This is a genomic window from Streptomyces sp. CA189, assembly GCF_056428985.1.
Window position 1 is genome coordinate 111,447 of the sequence record NZ_JBWJVM010000012.1, and the last position, 16,415, is coordinate 127,861.

11 protein-coding genes and 3 pseudogenes are annotated in these 16,415 nt (G+C 71.9%); 11 read left to right on the forward strand and 3 right to left on the reverse strand.

What is annotated here, in order from left to right:
- Positions 1–22 precede the first annotated feature (22 nt).
- The 8 genes from AC061S_RS12825 (at position 23) to gatB (ending at position 10,590) form a co-directional block, all read left to right on the forward strand.
- Complete coding sequence (locus tag AC061S_RS12825; protein WP_478686035.1) at positions 23–712, forward strand: SDR family oxidoreductase; 690 nt, start codon at positions 23–25, stop codon at positions 710–712.
- The gene (locus tag AC061S_RS12830) at positions 709–1,704 is read left to right on the forward strand and encodes a methionine synthase (protein WP_478686036.1); all 996 of its coding nucleotides are present in this window, start codon (positions 709–711) and stop codon (positions 1,702–1,704) included. The genes AC061S_RS12825 and AC061S_RS12830 overlap by 4 nt, the downstream gene beginning before the upstream one ends.
- A gap of 31 nt (positions 1,705–1,735) precedes the next feature.
- Complete coding sequence (ligA, locus tag AC061S_RS12835; protein ID WP_478686037.1) at positions 1,736–3,946, forward strand: NAD-dependent DNA ligase LigA; 2,211 nt, start codon at positions 1,736–1,738, stop codon at positions 3,944–3,946.
- Positions 3,947–4,334: 388 nt separating this feature from the next.
- Positions 4,335–6,536 (forward strand): putative bifunctional diguanylate cyclase/phosphodiesterase, encoded by a 2,202-nt coding sequence (locus AC061S_RS12840; protein WP_478686038.1) that lies wholly within the window; start codon positions 4,335–4,337, stop codon positions 6,534–6,536.
- Between the two features lie 471 nt (positions 6,537–7,007).
- Entirely contained in the window at positions 7,008–7,304 is a 297-nt protein-coding gene (gene gatC / locus AC061S_RS12845) for an Asp-tRNA(Asn)/Glu-tRNA(Gln) amidotransferase subunit GatC (RefSeq protein ID WP_007266718.1), read from the forward strand.
- Positions 7,305–7,309: 5 nt separating this feature from the next.
- Positions 7,310–8,815 (forward strand): Asp-tRNA(Asn)/Glu-tRNA(Gln) amidotransferase subunit GatA, encoded by a 1,506-nt coding sequence (gene gatA / locus AC061S_RS12850; protein ID WP_478686039.1) that lies wholly within the window; start codon positions 7,310–7,312, stop codon positions 8,813–8,815.
- Entirely contained in the window at positions 8,812–9,063 is a 252-nt protein-coding gene (locus AC061S_RS12855; RefSeq protein WP_327304402.1) for a hypothetical protein, read from the forward strand. The genes gatA and AC061S_RS12855 overlap by 4 nt, the downstream gene beginning before the upstream one ends.
- Before the next feature lie 15 nt (positions 9,064–9,078).
- A complete protein-coding gene (gene gatB / locus AC061S_RS12860; RefSeq protein WP_478686040.1) occupies positions 9,079–10,590 on the forward strand; it encodes an Asp-tRNA(Asn)/Glu-tRNA(Gln) amidotransferase subunit GatB in 1,512 nt (503 codons plus the stop codon).
- An 80-nt stretch (positions 10,591–10,670) separates the two neighbouring features.
- On the opposite strand, the gene AC061S_RS12865 is transcribed toward gatB, so the two are convergent.
- Together AC061S_RS12865 and AC061S_RS12870 are read right to left on the reverse strand one after the other, a co-directional pair.
- Positions 10,671–11,429: an NPCBM/NEW2 domain-containing protein gene (locus AC061S_RS12865; RefSeq protein WP_478686041.1), complete on the reverse strand. Its 759-nt coding sequence runs from the start codon at positions 11,427–11,429 to the stop codon at positions 10,671–10,673.
- Positions 11,430–11,823: 394 nt separating this feature from the next.
- Positions 11,824–12,402, reverse strand: a pseudogene (locus tag AC061S_RS12870) (protein kinase domain-containing protein); the annotation flags it as partial.
- Positions 12,403–12,662: 260 nt separating this feature from the next.
- Here AC061S_RS12870 and AC061S_RS12875 point away from each other — a divergent pair.
- Entirely contained in the window at positions 12,663–13,466 is an 804-nt protein-coding gene (locus AC061S_RS12875; protein ID WP_478686042.1) for an alpha/beta fold hydrolase, read from the forward strand.
- A 176-nt stretch (positions 13,467–13,642) separates the two neighbouring features.
- Positions 13,643–14,908 (forward strand): annotated as a pseudogene (locus AC061S_RS12880) (chloride channel protein); the annotation flags it as partial.
- Positions 14,909–15,016: 108 nt separating this feature from the next.
- Here the strand turns inward: AC061S_RS12880 and AC061S_RS12885 are convergent.
- Positions 15,017–15,826: a GNAT family N-acetyltransferase gene (locus AC061S_RS12885; RefSeq protein WP_478686077.1), complete on the reverse strand. Its 810-nt coding sequence runs from the start codon at positions 15,824–15,826 to the stop codon at positions 15,017–15,019.
- A gap of 59 nt (positions 15,827–15,885) precedes the next feature.
- On the opposite strand from AC061S_RS12885, the pseudogene AC061S_RS12890 reads away from it, so the two are divergent.
- Positions 15,886–16,299 (forward strand): annotated as a pseudogene (locus AC061S_RS12890) (cupin domain-containing protein); the annotation flags it as partial.
- Positions 16,300–16,415: the final 116 nt, after the last annotated feature.

Consider the following 16,415-nt stretch of genomic DNA (forward strand, 5'->3'; position numbering starts at 1 on the left):
GGCGGGGTGCGAGCATGGCGGCATGGCCACTCATCTGATCACCGGCGCCGGCTCCGGCATCGGCAAAGCCGTCGCGGACCGCCTGCACGCCCGCGGCGACGACCTCGTCCTGCTCGCCCGCGACGCCGCCCGTGCCCGGCAGCTCACCGACCGGTACCCCGGAGCCGGCGCGCTCGTCGGGGACCTCGCCGACCCCGACCGGCTCTCGTGGGCCTTCTCCAAGCAGGCGATCCCGGAGCGGATCGACTCGCTCCTGCACATCGCCGGCATCGTGGACCTCGGCCCGGTGGGGGAGCTGCGCCCCAAGACCTGGCACCAGCAGCTCAACGTCAACCTCATCGCCCCCGCCGAGGTGACCCGGCTCCTGCTGCCGACCCTGCGGGCCTCGCACGCCACCATCGTCTTCGTGAACTCCGGCGCCGGGCTCGCCGCCCACGCCGACTGGAGCGCGTACGCCGCCTCCAAGCACGGGCTCAAGGCCCTCGCCGACTCGCTCCGGGCGGAGGAGAAGGAGAACGGGATCCGCGTCACCTCCGTCTACCCCGGCCGCACCGCCACCCCGATGCAGGCCAAGGTCCGCTCCCAGGAGGGCGAGTCCTACGACGCCGCCGACTGGATCGACGCCGAGTCCGTGGCGACCACCATCGTGATGGCCGTCGACCTGCCCCGCGACGCCGTGGTCAGCGACCTCACCGTCAGGCCCGGCCGATGAGCACGGGCCGTCCCGGCGGAGCCACCGGCATCGGATCGTTCCCCGGCGGCGACGCCCGGGAGGCCGCCAAGACCGTCACCGGCTCCTTCGAGGAGTTCCCGTACCTCGCCGAGCTGCCCGCCCGCGGCCCCGGCTCGGACATGATCGGCCGTTCCCTCGGGCTGCTCGTGGACATGTACGCGCACGTCGAGCCCAGCGGCTGGCGGATCAGCGACCGGCCCGGCCGCGACAGCAAGCGGGCCCGCTCCTGGCTCGGCGAAGACCTGGACGCCCTGGAGGAGTTCACCCAGGGCTACCAGGGCCGGCTCAAGGTCCAGGCCGTCGGGCCGTGGACGCTGGCGGCTTCCCTGGAGCTGCATGGCGGCGAGGCCGTCCTCCAGGACCCGGGCGCCTGCCGGGACCTGGCCGGCTCCCTCGCGGAGGGCGTGCGCGAGCACCTGGCCGACGTGCGCAAGCGCATCCCCGGCGCCGAGATCGTCCTCCAGTACGACGAGCCCTCGCTCACCGCGGTCCTGCTCGGCCGGGTGCGCTCCGCCAGCGGCTACCGCACGTACCGCGCCGTCGACCGGCAGGTCGTCGAGGGGACGCTGCGCGAGCTGTTCGCCGTCCACGACGGGGAGGTGATCGTCCACTCCTGCGCCCCCGAGGTGCCCTTCGGGCTGCTGCGGCGCGCCGGGGTCTCGGGCGTGTCGTTCGATTTCTCCTTGCTCACCGAGCGCGAGGATGACGCCATCGGGGAAGCCGTCGAAGCCGGTACGAAACTCTTCGCCGGAGTGGTGCCCGGGACCGACGGCCCGTTGTCGGACCCGGGCGGTAGCGTCATGGGTGTCAGGAAGCTCTGGCGCAGGCTGGGGCTGACCCCGGGGACTCTGGCGGAGTCCGTGGTGGTCACCCCGACGTGCGGTCTGGCGGGCGCTTCGCCCGCCTACGCGCGGGCGGTTCAGGCGCACTGCGTCAGGGCGGCGAGGTCGCTCGCCGACAACCCTGAGTGATGGATCGAGACGGGTCACGGGAGGACACGGCATGGCAGCCGAACAGAAGCAGGGCAGCGAATCGGCCGTACCGGCGGAACTGCGCGAGCAGCACGCGCTGATCGCCGAGCAGGTCGAGGAGCACCGCTTCCGGTACTACGTGAACGACCAGCCGGTCGTCAGCGACGCCGAGTTCGACAAGCTGCTGCGCTCGCTGGAGGCGCTGGAGGAGCAGTACCCGGAGCTGCGCACGCCCGATTCGCCCACCCAGAAGGTGGCCGGGGCGTACGAGACGGACTTCGCCTCCGTCGAGCACCGCGAGCGGATGCTCTCCCTCGACAACGCCTTCGACGACGAGGAACTGGCGGCCTGGGCCGAGCGCGTGGCCCGGGACGCCAACACCTCCGACTACCACTACCTGTGCGAGCTCAAGGTGGACGGCCTCGCCGTCAACCTCACCTACGAGAACGGCCGCCTGACCCGCGCCGCCACCCGCGGCGACGGCCGCACGGGCGAGGACATCACGCCCAACGTCCGCACCATCGCCGAGATCCCCGACCGCCTCAAGGGAGACCGGATCCCAGCCCTGGTGGAGATCCGCGGCGAGGTCTACTTCCCGATGGAGAAGTTCGAGGAGCTCAACGCCCGGCTCGTCGAGGCCGAGGGCAAGCCCTTCGCCAACCCCCGCAACGCGGCGGCCGGTTCGCTGCGCCAGAAGGACCCGAAGGTCACCGCGAGCCGGCCGCTGCACATGGTCGTCCACGGCATCGGCGCCCGCGAGGGCTTCGACATCGAGAACCAGTCGCAGGCCTACGAGCTGCTGCACGAGTGGGGCCTGCCCACCGCCCAGCACAACAAGGTGGTCTCCACGCTCGCCGAGGTCCGGGAGTTCATCGCGCACTTCGGCGAGAACCGCCACTCGGTGGAGCACGAGATCGACGGCGTCGTCGTCAAGCTCGACGAGATCGCACTCCAGGGCCGGCTCGGCTCCACCGCGCGCGCCCCGCGCTGGGCCATCGCCTGGAAGTACGCGCCCGAAGAGGTCAACTCCAAGCTGATCGACATCAAGGTCGGCGTCGGCCGCACCGGGCGCGTGACCCCGTACGCCCAGGTGGAGCCGGTGACGGTGGCGGGCTCCGAGGTCGAGTTCGCGACCCTGCACAACCAGGAGGTCGTCAAGTCCAAGGGCGTGCTCATCGGGGACACCGTCGTCCTGCGCAAGGCCGGAGACGTCATCCCCGAGATCCTCGGGCCGGTGGTCGACCTGCGGGACGGCAGCGAGCGGGAGTTCGTCATGCCCGCCGAGTGCCCCGAGTGCGGGACGCCGCTGCGGCCGATGAAGGAGGGGGACATCGACCTGCGCTGCCCCAACGGGCAGACGTGTCCCGCGCAGTTGCGCGAGCGGCTCTTCTATCTGGTCGGGCGCGCCTGCCTGGACATCAAGAACTTCGGGTACGTGGCCTCGGCCGCCCTCACCCAGCCGCTGGAGCCATCGGTCCCCCCGATGGCGAACGAGGGCGACCTCTTCGGGCTCACCCTGGAGCAGTTGCTCCCCATCACCTCCTACGTACGGGACCAGGACTCGGGTCAGCCCAAGATCGATCCGAAGACCGGCGAGCCGAAGGTCGTCACCTTCTTCGCGAACAAGGAGGGCGAGGCCAAGGCCAACACGCTGGCCATGCTCGCGAACATCGAGGCGGCCAAGACCCAGCCGCTGGCCCGGATCATCAACGGCCTGTCGATCCGGCACGTCGGCCCGGTCGCGGCGGCGGCACTGGCCCGCGCGTTCCGTTCCATCGAGCGGATCGAGCAGGCGACCGAGGAGGAGCTGGCCGCCACCGACGGCGTCGGCGCGATCATCGCGACCTCGGTCAAGGAGTGGTTCGCCGAGGAATGGCACCAGGAGATCCTGCGCAAGTGGCGGGCGGCCGGCGTCCGGATGGAGGAGGAAGGTTCCGGCGAGGACGAGGGGCCCCGCCCGCTGGAGGGTCTGACCGTCGTCGTCACCGGAACTTTGCAGAGCCACACGCGGGACGGTGCGAAGGAGGCCCTGCAGAGCCGCGGCGCCAAGGTGACGGGGTCCGTCTCGAAGAAGACCTCCTTCGTCGTGGTCGGCGACAACCCGGGCTCGAAGTACGACAAGGCCGTGCAGTTGAAGCTCTCGATCCTCGACGACGCGGGATTCGCCGTCCTGCTGGAGGACGGCCCGGACGCGGCACGCGCGGCCGCGCTCCCGGTGGACGGCGACGCCGCAGCGGAGTAGCGAAGGCGAACGGATGCGTGGCGTGCGGCCGTACGAGCGGGCGCGCGCCGGGCGCGGGTGGCGGTGGCACGCGGCGGCGAACGGCCGGTACCCGGCCCACGCGAGGCCGGTACAAGGCTGGTCGCGGGCCCGTGACCTGTCGGATCATCGGAGGGGCGACCGGGGGGTCCTGGTCCAAACTCACCCGTTCGGCGGATACCGTACTGATGAGGATGGCTGGGTCGTATTCGGGCAACCGCCGCCGACCGCTGCCCCTGGGTGCCTCTCGCGTCCTACTGTTGAGGGGTGCGCCTGTCGTGCACGGCTGCTTGACGCGATTCCAGCCGTGATGGCATGACATCGGGGCCATCGCGTGGCATCGGCATCGCCGGCTGTGAGAGGGACGGGCATGAAACCCACCGAAAGCGCCGACCCGTCACCAGATTTCGGCGGGGAGTTCCCGTCCATGCGGACGGGCCGGCTCGGTGTCCTGGGTTCCAGGACACCGCAATCGCGACCGCTCGCCACCGGAGCGGGTACGGGCCCGGCGGGCCGGAGCCTCGCCCTGCCCTTCGCCATCGTGGGTCTCGCCGCCGTCGTGCTCGGCATCGGCGTCATCGCCGCACTGACCAGCCGTCACGCCCTGTTCCCCGGCGGCCCGGTCGGCTGGGCGCTCGCCCTGCTCACCGGCATCATCGTCGGCCACCTCGTCGCCCTCGGCCGCGACCGCTGGTGGGGCGGTACCGGATCGGGTGCGGCCCTCACCCTCGGCGTCCTCATCCTCTACGGATGGGTCCCCGCCGGCCTGGTCTCCCTCGCCGTGGTCTCCCTCGTCGGCGCCGCCCGCAGGCACCGCTGGCGCCAGGGCCTGCTGCACGGGGCCACCGACATCCTCGGCATCGGTGCGGGCGCCCTCGTCCTCGCCGCGTTCGGCGAGGACCCCTCCGTCGAGCACCCGTGGCGGCCCACCGGCTGGGAGCTCGACGCGGTCCCCGAGGTCATCCTGGTCGCCCTCGCCTACCTGCTCGTCACCCGCGTCCTGCTCTGGCTCGCCCTCGCCCCGAGCGGCGGGGGACTGCCCACCGTCGCCCGTACCGCGCTGCTGCGCCAGGTCCTGGTCGCCGTCGCCCTCCTCGGCATCGCCCCGCTGATCTGCGTGGTCGCCGAATCGCAGCCGGTGCTGCTGCCGCTGTTCGCCGTACCGCTGATCGCCCTGGACTCCACGCTGTGGATCGCCCGGGCCCGCGCCGAGGAGCAGTTGCGGGACCCGCTCACCGGACTGCCGAACCGGCAGTGGCTGCTGGAGCGCGCCTGGAGCGCCCTCGACCAGGCTGAACGTTTGGGCACCCGCTCGGCGCTGGTGCTGATCGACCTGGACCGCTTCCGCGCGGTCAACGACACCCTCGGCCACCTCGCCGGCGACCGGCTGCTCCTGCAGATCGCGGACCGGCTGCGCCAGGCCCTGCCCCCGGACGCCGAGGCGGCCCGGCTCGGCGGCGACGAGTTCGCCGTCCTCCTCCCCATCGCCGACTCCACCACCAGCGCCCAGCGGGTCGCCCGCAACCTGGTCGCCGAACTCAGCTCCCCCCTCGACCTGGACGGTCTGACCCTGGTCCTGGAGGCCAGCGCCGGCCTCGCCGTCTTCCCCGACCACGCGCTGGACGCGGAGGGACTGCTGCGCCGCGCCGACGTCGCCATGTACCAGGCGAAGCGGGACCGGACGGGAGTCGAGGTCTACGAGTCCAAGCGCGACAGCAACACCCCCGACCGGCTCGGCCTGCTGGGCGACCTGCGCAGGGCGCTGGACGCGGGCGAGGTGGAACTGCACTACCAGCCGAAGGTCCGCTTCGACGGCAAGGTGGCCGGGCTGGAAGCGCTGGTGCGCTGGGTGCACCCGGAACGCGGGCGGGTGTCGCCGGACGAGTTCATCGCGATCGCGGAGACCTCCGGGCTGATGCCGCACCTGACGGAGTACGTACTGGAGACCGCGCTCGCGCAGGTCGCCCGGTGGCGGGCCCAGGGCCTCAAGGTCCCGGTCGCCGTCAACGTGTCGCCGCGCGACGTCCACACCCCCGGCTTCGCGGGAGCCGTGGCCGCGCGCCTGGCCCGGCACGGGGTCCCGGCGAGCGGGCTCCAGCTGGAGATAACGGAACACGTCCTGCTGGAGGACCCGCAGCGGGCCGCCGACACCATGGCCGGGCTGACCGGCCACGGCGTGAAGATGTCCCTGGACGACTTCGGCACGGGCTACTCCTCCCTCGTCCACCTGCGGCGGCTGCCGGTCAGCGAACTGAAGATCGACCGGTCGTTCGTGGCCCGGCTCGCGGTGGACGCCCAGGACGCGGAGATCGTCCGCTGCACGGTGGACCTCGCGCACTCCCTCGGCCTGCTGGTCGTCGCGGAGGGCGTCGAGGACGACGAGACGTGGGAGCGGCTGCGGGACCTGGGCTGCGACGCCGTCCAGGGCTGGCTGGTCGCCGCCGCGATGCCTCCGCAGGAGGCGACGGCCTGGCTGCTGGCCCGCGGCGAGCGCGGCTGGCGGCGGCCTGCGGACATCACGGCGGAGCTGGCGGCGGAGACGGCTGCCGCGGCGGCGGCCCAGACACCGTGAGGTAGGCCTGCGCGGGAGCCGGCCCGACTGGCCCGTCCTGACGCTGCCCTGCGGGGCCGTCCCCTACCCGCCCTTCCCCCGTTCCCCGGGCTCCGCCCGGACCCACCAACGGTGCGGCGCCGTCGCCGGGGGCCAGCCCCCGGACCCCCGCTCCTCAAACGCCGGAGGGGCTGAGATTGCCCGCACGTGCAGGCTGACGCCGGCCGAAATCAGCCTCGCCGGCGTTTGAGGCGCGGGGTCCGGCGCGGAGCCCCAGGGGGTCCGGGCGCAGCCCGGGGAACGGGGGAAGGGCGGGTAGGGGACGGCCCCGCGCAGCGGCAAGGGTCGCTGTGGGGACTCGCCCCGCGCAGCGGAATCGCCCCGCGCGAGGGCTTCGTACCGCCCCGGGGGAAACCGGGGCGCCGGGCGGGGGCGGGGCCCCATAGGATTGGGGCCGAAACCTACACACTCGAACCCCCAGAGGATCGCTGCATGCCTGGCATCACGCGCGAGGAGGTCGCCCACCTCGCTCGGCTGGCACGTCTGGAGCTGAAGAGCGAAGAGCTCGACCACTTCGCTGGACAGCTCGACGACATCATCGGCGCGGTCGCCCGCGTTTCCGAGGTCGCCGACCAAGACGTCCCGCCGACCTCCCACCCGCTGCCGCTGACGAACGTCATGCGCGCGGACGAGGTCCGTCCGTCGCTCACCCCCGAGCAGGCGCTTTCCGGCGCTCCCGCCCAGGAACAGCAGCGTTTCAAGGTGCCGCAGATCCTGGGGGAGGACTAATCACCATGGCTGACATCAACATCGACATCATCAGGCTCACGGCCGCCCAGACCGCCGAGAAGATCGCCTCCGGCGAGCTCACGGCCGTCGAGGTCACCGAGGCCCACCTGGCCCGCATCGAGGCGACCGACGAGAAGGTCAACGCCTTCCTGCACGTCGACCGCGAGGGCGCACTGGCCCAGGCGGCCGCCGTCGACGCCAAGCGCGAGCGCGGCGAGCAGCTCGGCCCGCTGGCCGGCGTACCGCTCGCCCTCAAGGACATCTTCACCACCGTCGGGATCCCCACCACCGTCGGTTCGAAGATCCTCGAAGGCTGGATCCCGCCGTACGACGCCACCCTGACGCGCAAGCTGAAGGAAGCCGACGTCGTCATCCTCGGCAAGACCAACATGGACGAGTTCGCCATGGGGTCCTCCACCGAGAACAGCGCCTACGGATCCACCGGCAACCCCTGGGACCTCACCCGGGTCCCCGGCGGCTCCGGCGGCGGCTCCGCGGCCGCGCTGGCCGCCTTCCAGGCGCCGCTGGCCATCGGCACGGACACCGGCGGTTCCATCCGCCAGCCCGCCGCCCTCACGGGCACCGTCGGCGTGAAGCCCACGTACGGCGGCGTCTCGCGCTACGGCATGGTGGCCTTCTCCTCCTCCCTCGACCAGGGCGGCCCCTGCGCCCGTACGGTCCTGGACGCGGCGCTCCTGCACGAGGTCATCGCCGGCCACGACCCGATGGACTCGACCTCCATCGACGCCCCGGTCCCGCCGGTCGTCGAGGCGGCCCGCAACGGCTCCGTCGCCGGCATGCGCGTCGGTGTCGTCAAGCAGTTCGCCGGTGAGGGCTACCAGGCGGGCGTCGTCCAGCGGTTCAACGAGTCCGTCGCCCTCCTCAAGGAGCTCGGCGCCGAGATCGTGGAGCTGGACTGCCCGTCCTTCGACCTCGCGATGGCCGCGTACTACCTGATCGCGCCGTCCGAGTGCTCCTCGAACCTGGCCCGCTTCGACGCCATGCGCTACGGCCTGCGCGTCGGCGACGACGGCACCAAGTCCGCCGAGGACGTCACCGCCCTGACCCGCGAAGCCGGTTTCGGCGACGAGGTCAAGCGCCGCATCATCCTGGGGACGTACGCGCTCAGCTCCGGCTACTACGACGCGTACTACGGCTCCGCCCAGAAGGTCCGCACGCTCATCACGCGGGACTTCGAGAAGGCCTTCGAGCAGGTCGACGTGATCGTCTCCCCGACCACGCCCACCACCGCGTTCGCGATCGGCGAGCGCTCGGACGACCCCCTCGCGATGTACCTCGCGGACCTGTGCACCATCCCGACCAACCTGGCCGGCAACTCCGCCATGTCGCTGCCCTGCGGCCTGGCCCCGGAGGACGGTCTGCCGGTCGGGCTCCAGATCATCGCCCCGGCGATGAAGGACGACCGCCTGTACAAGGTGGGTGCCGCAGTCGAGGCCGCCTTCGTCGAGCGCTGGGGTCACCCGCTGCTTGAGGAGGCTCCGTCGCTGTGAGTTCCCATACGAATGCGCTGTCCAAGGCCAAGGGCTTCAGGAAGTCCAAGTCCGGTACGTACCTGTCCATCGGCACCACCGCCTTCGGTGCCCTCAGCGTGGTCAAGCAGGCCAAGAAGGCCCGCACCGAACACGACACGCTGAAGCTGATCGACGCCGTCGTGTCCGCCGCCGCCATCGTCACCGGCCTCGCGATCCTGTACCGCGAACTGAAGCGTCTCGGCGACGACGACGTCCTGCTGGGCTGAGAGGGAATTTCCACTGTGACTGCCATTGAACTGCTGTCGTACGAGGACGCCCTCGCGTCGTACGACCCCGTCATGGGCCTCGAGGTCCATGTCGAGCTCGGCACGAAGACCAAGATGTTCTGCGGCTGCTCGACCGAGCTGGGCGCCGAGCCCAACTCGCAGACCTGCCCGGTCTGTCTCGGCCTGCCCGGCGCGCTGCCGGTCGTCAACGAGATCGGCATCGAGTCCGCCATCAAGATCGGCCTCGCGCTGAACTGCGAGATCGCCGAGTGGTGCCGCTTCGCCCGGAAGAACTACTTCTACCCGGACATGCCGAAGAACTTCCAGACCTCCCAGTACGACGAGCCGATCGCCTTCAACGGCTTCCTCGACGTCCAGCTGGAGGACGGCGAGATCTTCCGCGTGGAGATCGAGCGCGCGCACATGGAGGAGGACACCGGCAAGTCGCTGCACGTCGGCGGCGCCACCGGCCGCATCCACGGCGCGTCCCACTCGCTGCTGGACTACAACCGCGCCGGCATCCCCCTCATCGAGATCGTCACCAAGCCGATCGAGGGCGCCGGCGAGCGCGCCCCCGAGGTGGCCAAGGCGTACGTCGCCGAGCTGCGCGAGGTCATCAAGGCGCTCGGCGTCTCCGAGGCCCGCATGGACAAGGGTCAGATGCGCTGCGACGTCAACCTGTCGCTGCGTCCCACGCCCGAGTCCGAGTTCGGCACCCGCAGCGAGACGAAGAACGTCAACTCGCTGCGCTCCGTCGAGCGCGCGGCCCGCTTCGAGATCCAGCGCCACGCGGCGGTGCTCTCCTCCGGCGGCTCGATCGTGCAGGAGACCCGGCACTTCCACGAGGAGGACGGCTCCACCACGGCCGGCCGCATCAAGGACAACGCCGAGGACTACCGGTACTTCCCGGAGCCCGACCTGGTCCCGATCGCCCCGGCCCGCGACTGGGTCGAGGAGCTGCGCTCCGGCCTGCCGGAGATGCCGCGCGTGCGCCGCAACCGCCTCCTCCAGGAGTGGGGCGTCACCGAGCACGACATGCAGTCGATCCTCAACGCGGGCGCGGTGGACTCCATCGTCGCCACCATCGAGGCCGGCGCCGACTCCACGGCCGCCCGCAAGTGGTGGATGGGCGAGCTGGCGCGCAACGCCAACGAGCAGGGCGTCGTCGTCGACGAGCTGCCCATCACCCCCGTCCAGGTCGCGCGCGTCGCGGCCCTGGTGGCGGCCGGCGAGCTCAACGACAAGCTGGCCCGCCAGGTCCTCGAAGGCGTACTCGCCGGCGAGGGCACCCCGGACGAGGTCGTCGAGAAGCGCGGCCTGAAGGTCGTCTCGGACGAGGGCGCGCTCGGCGCGGCCGTCGACGAGGCCATCGCGGGCAACGCGGGCATCGCCGACAAGATCCGCGGCGGCAAGATCGCCGCCGTCGGCGCACTGGTCGGAGCGGTCATGAAGACCACCCGCGGCCAGGCCGACGCGGCTCGCGTCAAGGAGCTCATCCTGGAGCGCCTGGGCGTCTCCGAGGGCTAGCAGGGACTCGCGGCCCGTTCGCCGGTCGTCAGGAAGGGCCGTACCCGGTTTTCGGGTACGGCCCTTCCTGCGCGGCGGCTCTACTTCTTCAGGGTGGGCGCCCCCAGGACGAGCTTGCCCATGTCGCAGCTGTTCGCCGGGTCGCCGTACGCGATGGCGAGCCGCAGGCCGTTCTCGACATTGACGTTCAGCGTCTCCGGGGCTCCGAGGTTCACCTCGCCGGTGAACACGGCCTTCCCGTCCACCGAGATGGTGATCCGGGACGCGGTGTCGGCCGACGAGTCGTCGATGCCCGCGACCATCGTCAGCGTCTTCCACTGTAGGCCGAGGTTGTATTCGGCACTGCCGTTGCAGTCCTGGTCGCCCAATCCGGCGGGGACCAGCGCGGTGTCGTAGTACGTGCCGTTCAGCGTGCCGCCTTCGACTTCGAGCCACGCGAACTTGTCTTTGGCGACCGGGTTCAGGGTGGTGAGGGAGATCTCGTCCGTACCGGACGGGGCAGGCGACGGGGACACCGAGGCGGACGGCGACGGCTCCGTCGACCGCGTCACCGAGGCAGATGGAGCGGCCGATGTCTGCGAGCCCGGACCCGAAGACACCGGGGCCGGGGGCGGCGTCGACTGTGTGCTGCCGCTCCCCTTGTTCGCTCCGTCCTCGTCCTTGTCGCCCAGCAGCTGTCCGCCGCCCCATACGGAGGCTGCCACCAGCAGGACCACGGCCGCTGCTGCGACCGCCAGCCGGGTCCGGCGTCGCCCCGGCGGGGGCGGCTCGGGGGCCGGTTCCGTACGGGAGACGGTCGATGGCGGCGGACCGTACCCCTGCGGCACGCTCGCCTGCACCGGTGGCGGGGTGTACACCGGCTGCGGCGGGGGCGCCGCGGGGAAGGTCGGGGCCGCCACCGGTGCGGCCGGCGGCTGGGTCTGGGTCTGGGGCGGCGGCCGGGGCCGGGGGCGTCACCGGTCGTGCCGGTGCCGCGTCCTGGACCACCCGCTGGGAGGTGGACGTGGTGGTGGACACCACCGCGCGGCGGATGTCCTTCATCCAGCCCGCCAGGTTCAACGGACGCTTCAGCGGGTCGGCCGCGTAGATCGAGGCGATCTGCGCCCGCTGCTCCGCGTCCAGAACGGCGAACTGCGGCAGCCGTACGAGGGCCTGCGCCAGCAGTTCGGGCGTCGAGGGCGGGGACTCCCCGCTCAGCAGGAAGTACGCGAGGGCCCCGAAGGCGTACCGGTCCGCGCCCGGGGTCCGCTTCCCCTCGAAGACCTCCGGCGCCGCGTAGCCCTGGGTGAACCACACCTCCGCCGTCTGGTGGTCGGCGGTCAGCTTGCTGAGGCCGAAGTCCACCAGGGTGGCCTGCCCGTGCGCGTCGACCATGACATTGCCGGGTGACAGGTCACCGTGGATCACCTGGCGCCCGGAGGGGGTGGCCTTCCCCGAGTGCAGCCAGTCCAGTACGTCGGCCAACTGCTCCAGCGTGCGCATCACTTCGCGCCGCTCGGCGGCCGTGGCGAGGGTCCGCTCGGCCCGCCAGTCCCGCAGGTCGATTCCGTCGACGTGGTTCATGACCAGGACCAGGGCCCGCCCGGTCAGCGTCGAGGACTCCCCGGGCCGGTGGATCGGCGGCCCTTCGAAATGCTCCCGTACGCCCACGACCCCGGGCCGGTGGACGAAGCGCAGCAGTTCGGCCTGCTCGTTCCACTTCTGGCTGATCCGGTCGAAGACGTCCGGGGTGATCGTGGTCTTGGAGTCGAGCACCTTCACGACGACGGGCTCGGATCCTCCCGCGAGCTCGATCTCCGCCAGATAGAGCACGGCCTCCCCGCCGCGCCCGATGGACCGGAGTAAGCGGTAGCGGTCTGCTGCCGCGTCCGGCCCGATGTGTAGATTCTGGCTGGTCAATTTCCCCCCAGCGCCGGTTGTTTGAGTGGGGATCAGCTTCCCGGCGCGGGAGGGCGGCGGTCAAGGCGCGGCGGCGACGGATGTTCTGTAGTGATCGCTAATTAAATCGTGTACGGTTCTTTCTGTAGTGATCGTTACTGAAGTCAGGGGATCCTCTCGTGCACACCGTTCAGATGCATACCGTTCAGACCAGCTCCTACGCCCGCACCGTCCGCAAGGAGAGCGGCGGGCCCGGCCTCCTCCTCGCCCACGGCGGAGGCGGTTCGGTGGAGTCGAACTTCGGACCGATCCTCGACGCCCTGGCCGCCGGCCACAGCGTCGTCGGCGTCGACTACCCGGGAACGGGCGCCACCCCGCGCGCCACGGGGCCGCTCGAACTGGACGAACTCGCGGACCAGTTGGTAGCCGCCGCCGACGCGGAGGGGCTGGAGCGGTTCGCCGTCCTCGGCTACTCCCTCGGCGGGAACGTCGCCGTGCGCATCGCCGCCCGGTACCCGCGGCGGGTCACCGCACTGGTGCTCACGGCGAGCTTCGCCCGCGCCGGCCACCGGCTCGGCCTCATCACCGACCTCTGGGCCGAGCTGGCCCGCCGCGGGGAGGACGAGCTGCTCGCCCGGCTCCTCGTCCCGCTCGCCCTCGCTCCGCGGGTGCTGGAGGGGCTGACCGGCGAGCAGGTGGAGGAGGTCGTACGGGCCACCGCCGCTTCCTTCCCGCCCGGCGGCGGGGACCATGCCGCGCTGGTGAAGGGGGCCGACCTGCGGGCCGACCTCGCGCGGATCGACGTACCCGCGCTCGTCATCGCGACCACCGCCGACCGCCTCGTACCGCTGGAGGTCCAGCGGGAGCTGGCGGGCGCGCTGCCGGGCGCCCGGTGGGTGGAACTGGCCACCGGTCACCTGCCGTTCGCCGAACTCCCGGGGGAGTGGGCGGCGCTGGTCACCGGGTTCCTGGCGGGGCTGCCGGCGGTTCGGGGGTGAGCGGCGGGTCCGAGGGGGCGGGTCGAGCCGGAGGCGTCGTGGGCGGGTTCCGTTGCCGCCGTGGCTGCGATCTTGCCCCGTTGGTCCCGGGGGGCGGAAGGCGTTCGCCCCTAGGTGTGCTCCGTTTTTGTTCCTAAACTGGACATATGCCGCCAAGTCCTCCCCGCATCACCCATATGCCCCACTTGAAGGCTCTCGGGCCCGTCCTGCTCATCGGCATCGGAGCGGGCGTCGGAGCCGTGCTCTTCCGGTGGATGGTGATCGGGGCGACGGAGCTGCTCTCCGGCCACGCCGACTACGCCGCGGCCGGCCACGCCGCCCACCCCGGCGCACGCTTCCTCGGCCCGCACTTCGTCCTGCTCGCCCCCGTCGTCGCCGGCCTCGTCTACGGGCCGCTCGTCCACCGCTACGCCCGCGAGGCCCGGGGCCACGGGGTCCCGGAGGTCATGCTGGCCGTCGCCCACGGCGGCGGCCGCATCAAGGGCCGCGTCGCCGCCGTCAAATCCCTCGCCTCCGCCCTCTGCATCGGCGGCGGCGGCTCCGTCGGCCGCGAGGGCCCCATCGTCCAGATCGGCGCGGCCCTCGGCTCCACCCTCGGGCGGCTGCTGAAGTCCGACGAGGAACACACCAAGCTGCTCCTCGCCTGCGGCGCGGCCGGCGGCATCGCGGCGACCTTCAATGCCCCGCTCGCCGGGGTGGTCTTCGCGATGGAGCTCATCCTCCGCCGCTGGACCCCCCGCACCTTCGGCTGCCTCGCCCTCGCCTCCGTCACGGCCTGCGCCATCGCCCGCGCGGTCTTCGGGGACCGGCCGTTCCTGGTCCTGGAGGTGATGCACGTGGGACACCCCGGGCAGTACCTGCTCTTCGCCGCCCTCGGAGTCCTCGCGGGAACCGTCGGGATCGGCTTCACGCGCTTCCTGTACGCGGCCGAGGACCTGTGCGACCGGCTGTGGCGCGGGCCGGAGTGGCTGCGCCCGGCGGTGGGCGGGCTGCTGCTCGGCCTGATCCTGCTGGCGCTTCCGCAGATGTACGGAGTCGGCTACCCCGTCCTGGAGGGCGCGGTCCACGGGAAGTACGCCCTGGGCCTGCTGCTGGTCCTGATGCTGGGCAAGATCCTGGCGACGAGCACCACGATGGGCATCGGGGGCTCGGGCGGGGTCTTCGCCCCGTCCCTCTTCATCGGAGCCACCCTCGGCGCGGCCTTCGGCCTGGTGGCCAACCCGGCCAGTGCTCCCGCCTTCGCGCTGGTCGGCATGGCGGCGGTCTTCGCGGGAAGCGCCCGCGCCCCGATCACGGCGGTGGTCATCATGGTGGAACTGACGGGCGAGTACACCCTGATCGCCCCCTTCATGCTGGCGGTGGCCCTGGCCACGGGCGTGAGCCGGCTGCTCAGCAAGGACACGGTGTACACGCTGAAGCTGACGCGGAGGGGGATCGGACTGGCGGCGTAGGGGGACGTAGGGGGACGTAGGGGGATCGGGGACTGCGGATCGGCGGCCCCCCGGCACCCCCAGCTGGCCGGCACCCCCGGCGGGCCGGCGCCTCCAGGCCTACCCCTGCCACACCCAGGGCACCGTCACCCCCAACACGTCGAAGCCCAGCCGCTCCAGGATCGGGCGGCTGTCCTCCGACGCGTCGACCTGGAGGTAGCGGATGCCCCGGTCCGCCGCCACGCGGGCCCGGTGGGCCACCAGGAGGCGGTAGATGCCGCGGCCTCGCCATTCCGGGACCGTTCCGCCGCCCCACAGGCCCGCGAAGGGGCTCCCCGGGCGCATCTCCATCCGGGCCGCGCTCACCGGGCTGTCGCCCGCCATCGCGACGACGGCTTCGATCGTGTCCGGCTCGTCCCTCAGCAGGTTCAGCATCAGGTCTCTGATGCGCGGGCGGCCCGCACCGAAGGCGCGGCGGTGGGCCTCCATCATCAGGTCCACGCCCTCCTCGTCGGTCACCACCCGCAGCGTGATGCCCTCCGGCGGCTCCACCGACAGGGCGGCCAGCTCCGCCGCCCGCCCCACCAGCAGTGTTTCCGCGGGCTCCGCCACGAAGCCGGCCGCGCGCAGCCGGTCCCCGAGGTCGGCGGGGCGGTCGTGGCCGTACAGCTTCCACTCGAACTCCGCCGACGGGACCTCGCCCCGATCTGCCAGCTCCGTGAAGAACGCCACCTGCTCCGCGATCACCGCATCCGCCGTGTGCTCGTCGAGGTCCGACCAGAGCACCATGCTCCCTCCGGGGCCGGGCACGATCTGCCGTACGACCGCGCCCGCCCGTTCCACACGCGCGTCACTGGTGTCGGGGCGGGCGTCCCGCCGCATCACGGAGTCGAACTCGGCGCGCACCTTCAGCAGGTCGTCTGCATCCATCGTCATCCGGCCAGCTGAGCAGCCGCCGACACGTCCGACAACTGCATTAACCTCACCCCGTGAGCGACCCCACGCACCCCACCACACCCACGCACCCCACCAGCCCCACCCACCTCTCCGTCTACACCGGCAAGGCCGCCCCCGACGCCGCCGTCGACCGGGGCTGGCTGCTGGGGCACTTCAAGGAGCCCGGCGATCCCCGCCACAGCGAGGACGTGGAGATCAAGTGGGGTGTCCACCCCAAAGGCGAGGAGCGGGCGCGGTGGGTGCGCGGAGAGTCCCGTACGGCGTTGCACGTACTGATCAGCGGCCGGTTCCGGCTGGAGTTCCCCGGCCGGAGCGTGGTGCTCGCCGAGCAGGGGGACTACGTCGTGTGGGGGCGCGGAGTCGACCACTCCTGGTACGCGGAGGAGGACTCGGTGGTGCTCACCGTGCGCTGGCCCTCGCTGCCGGGCTACCGGACGGACGAAGGCCCCGGCAACCGGCCCGGCAGCCGGCCCGACGATCAGCCCGACGATCAGCCCGACGACCAGTCCGGCCGGACCTCCGCTCCGAACCCCCGTGTGACCATGGTCCCGCACCTGCCCGA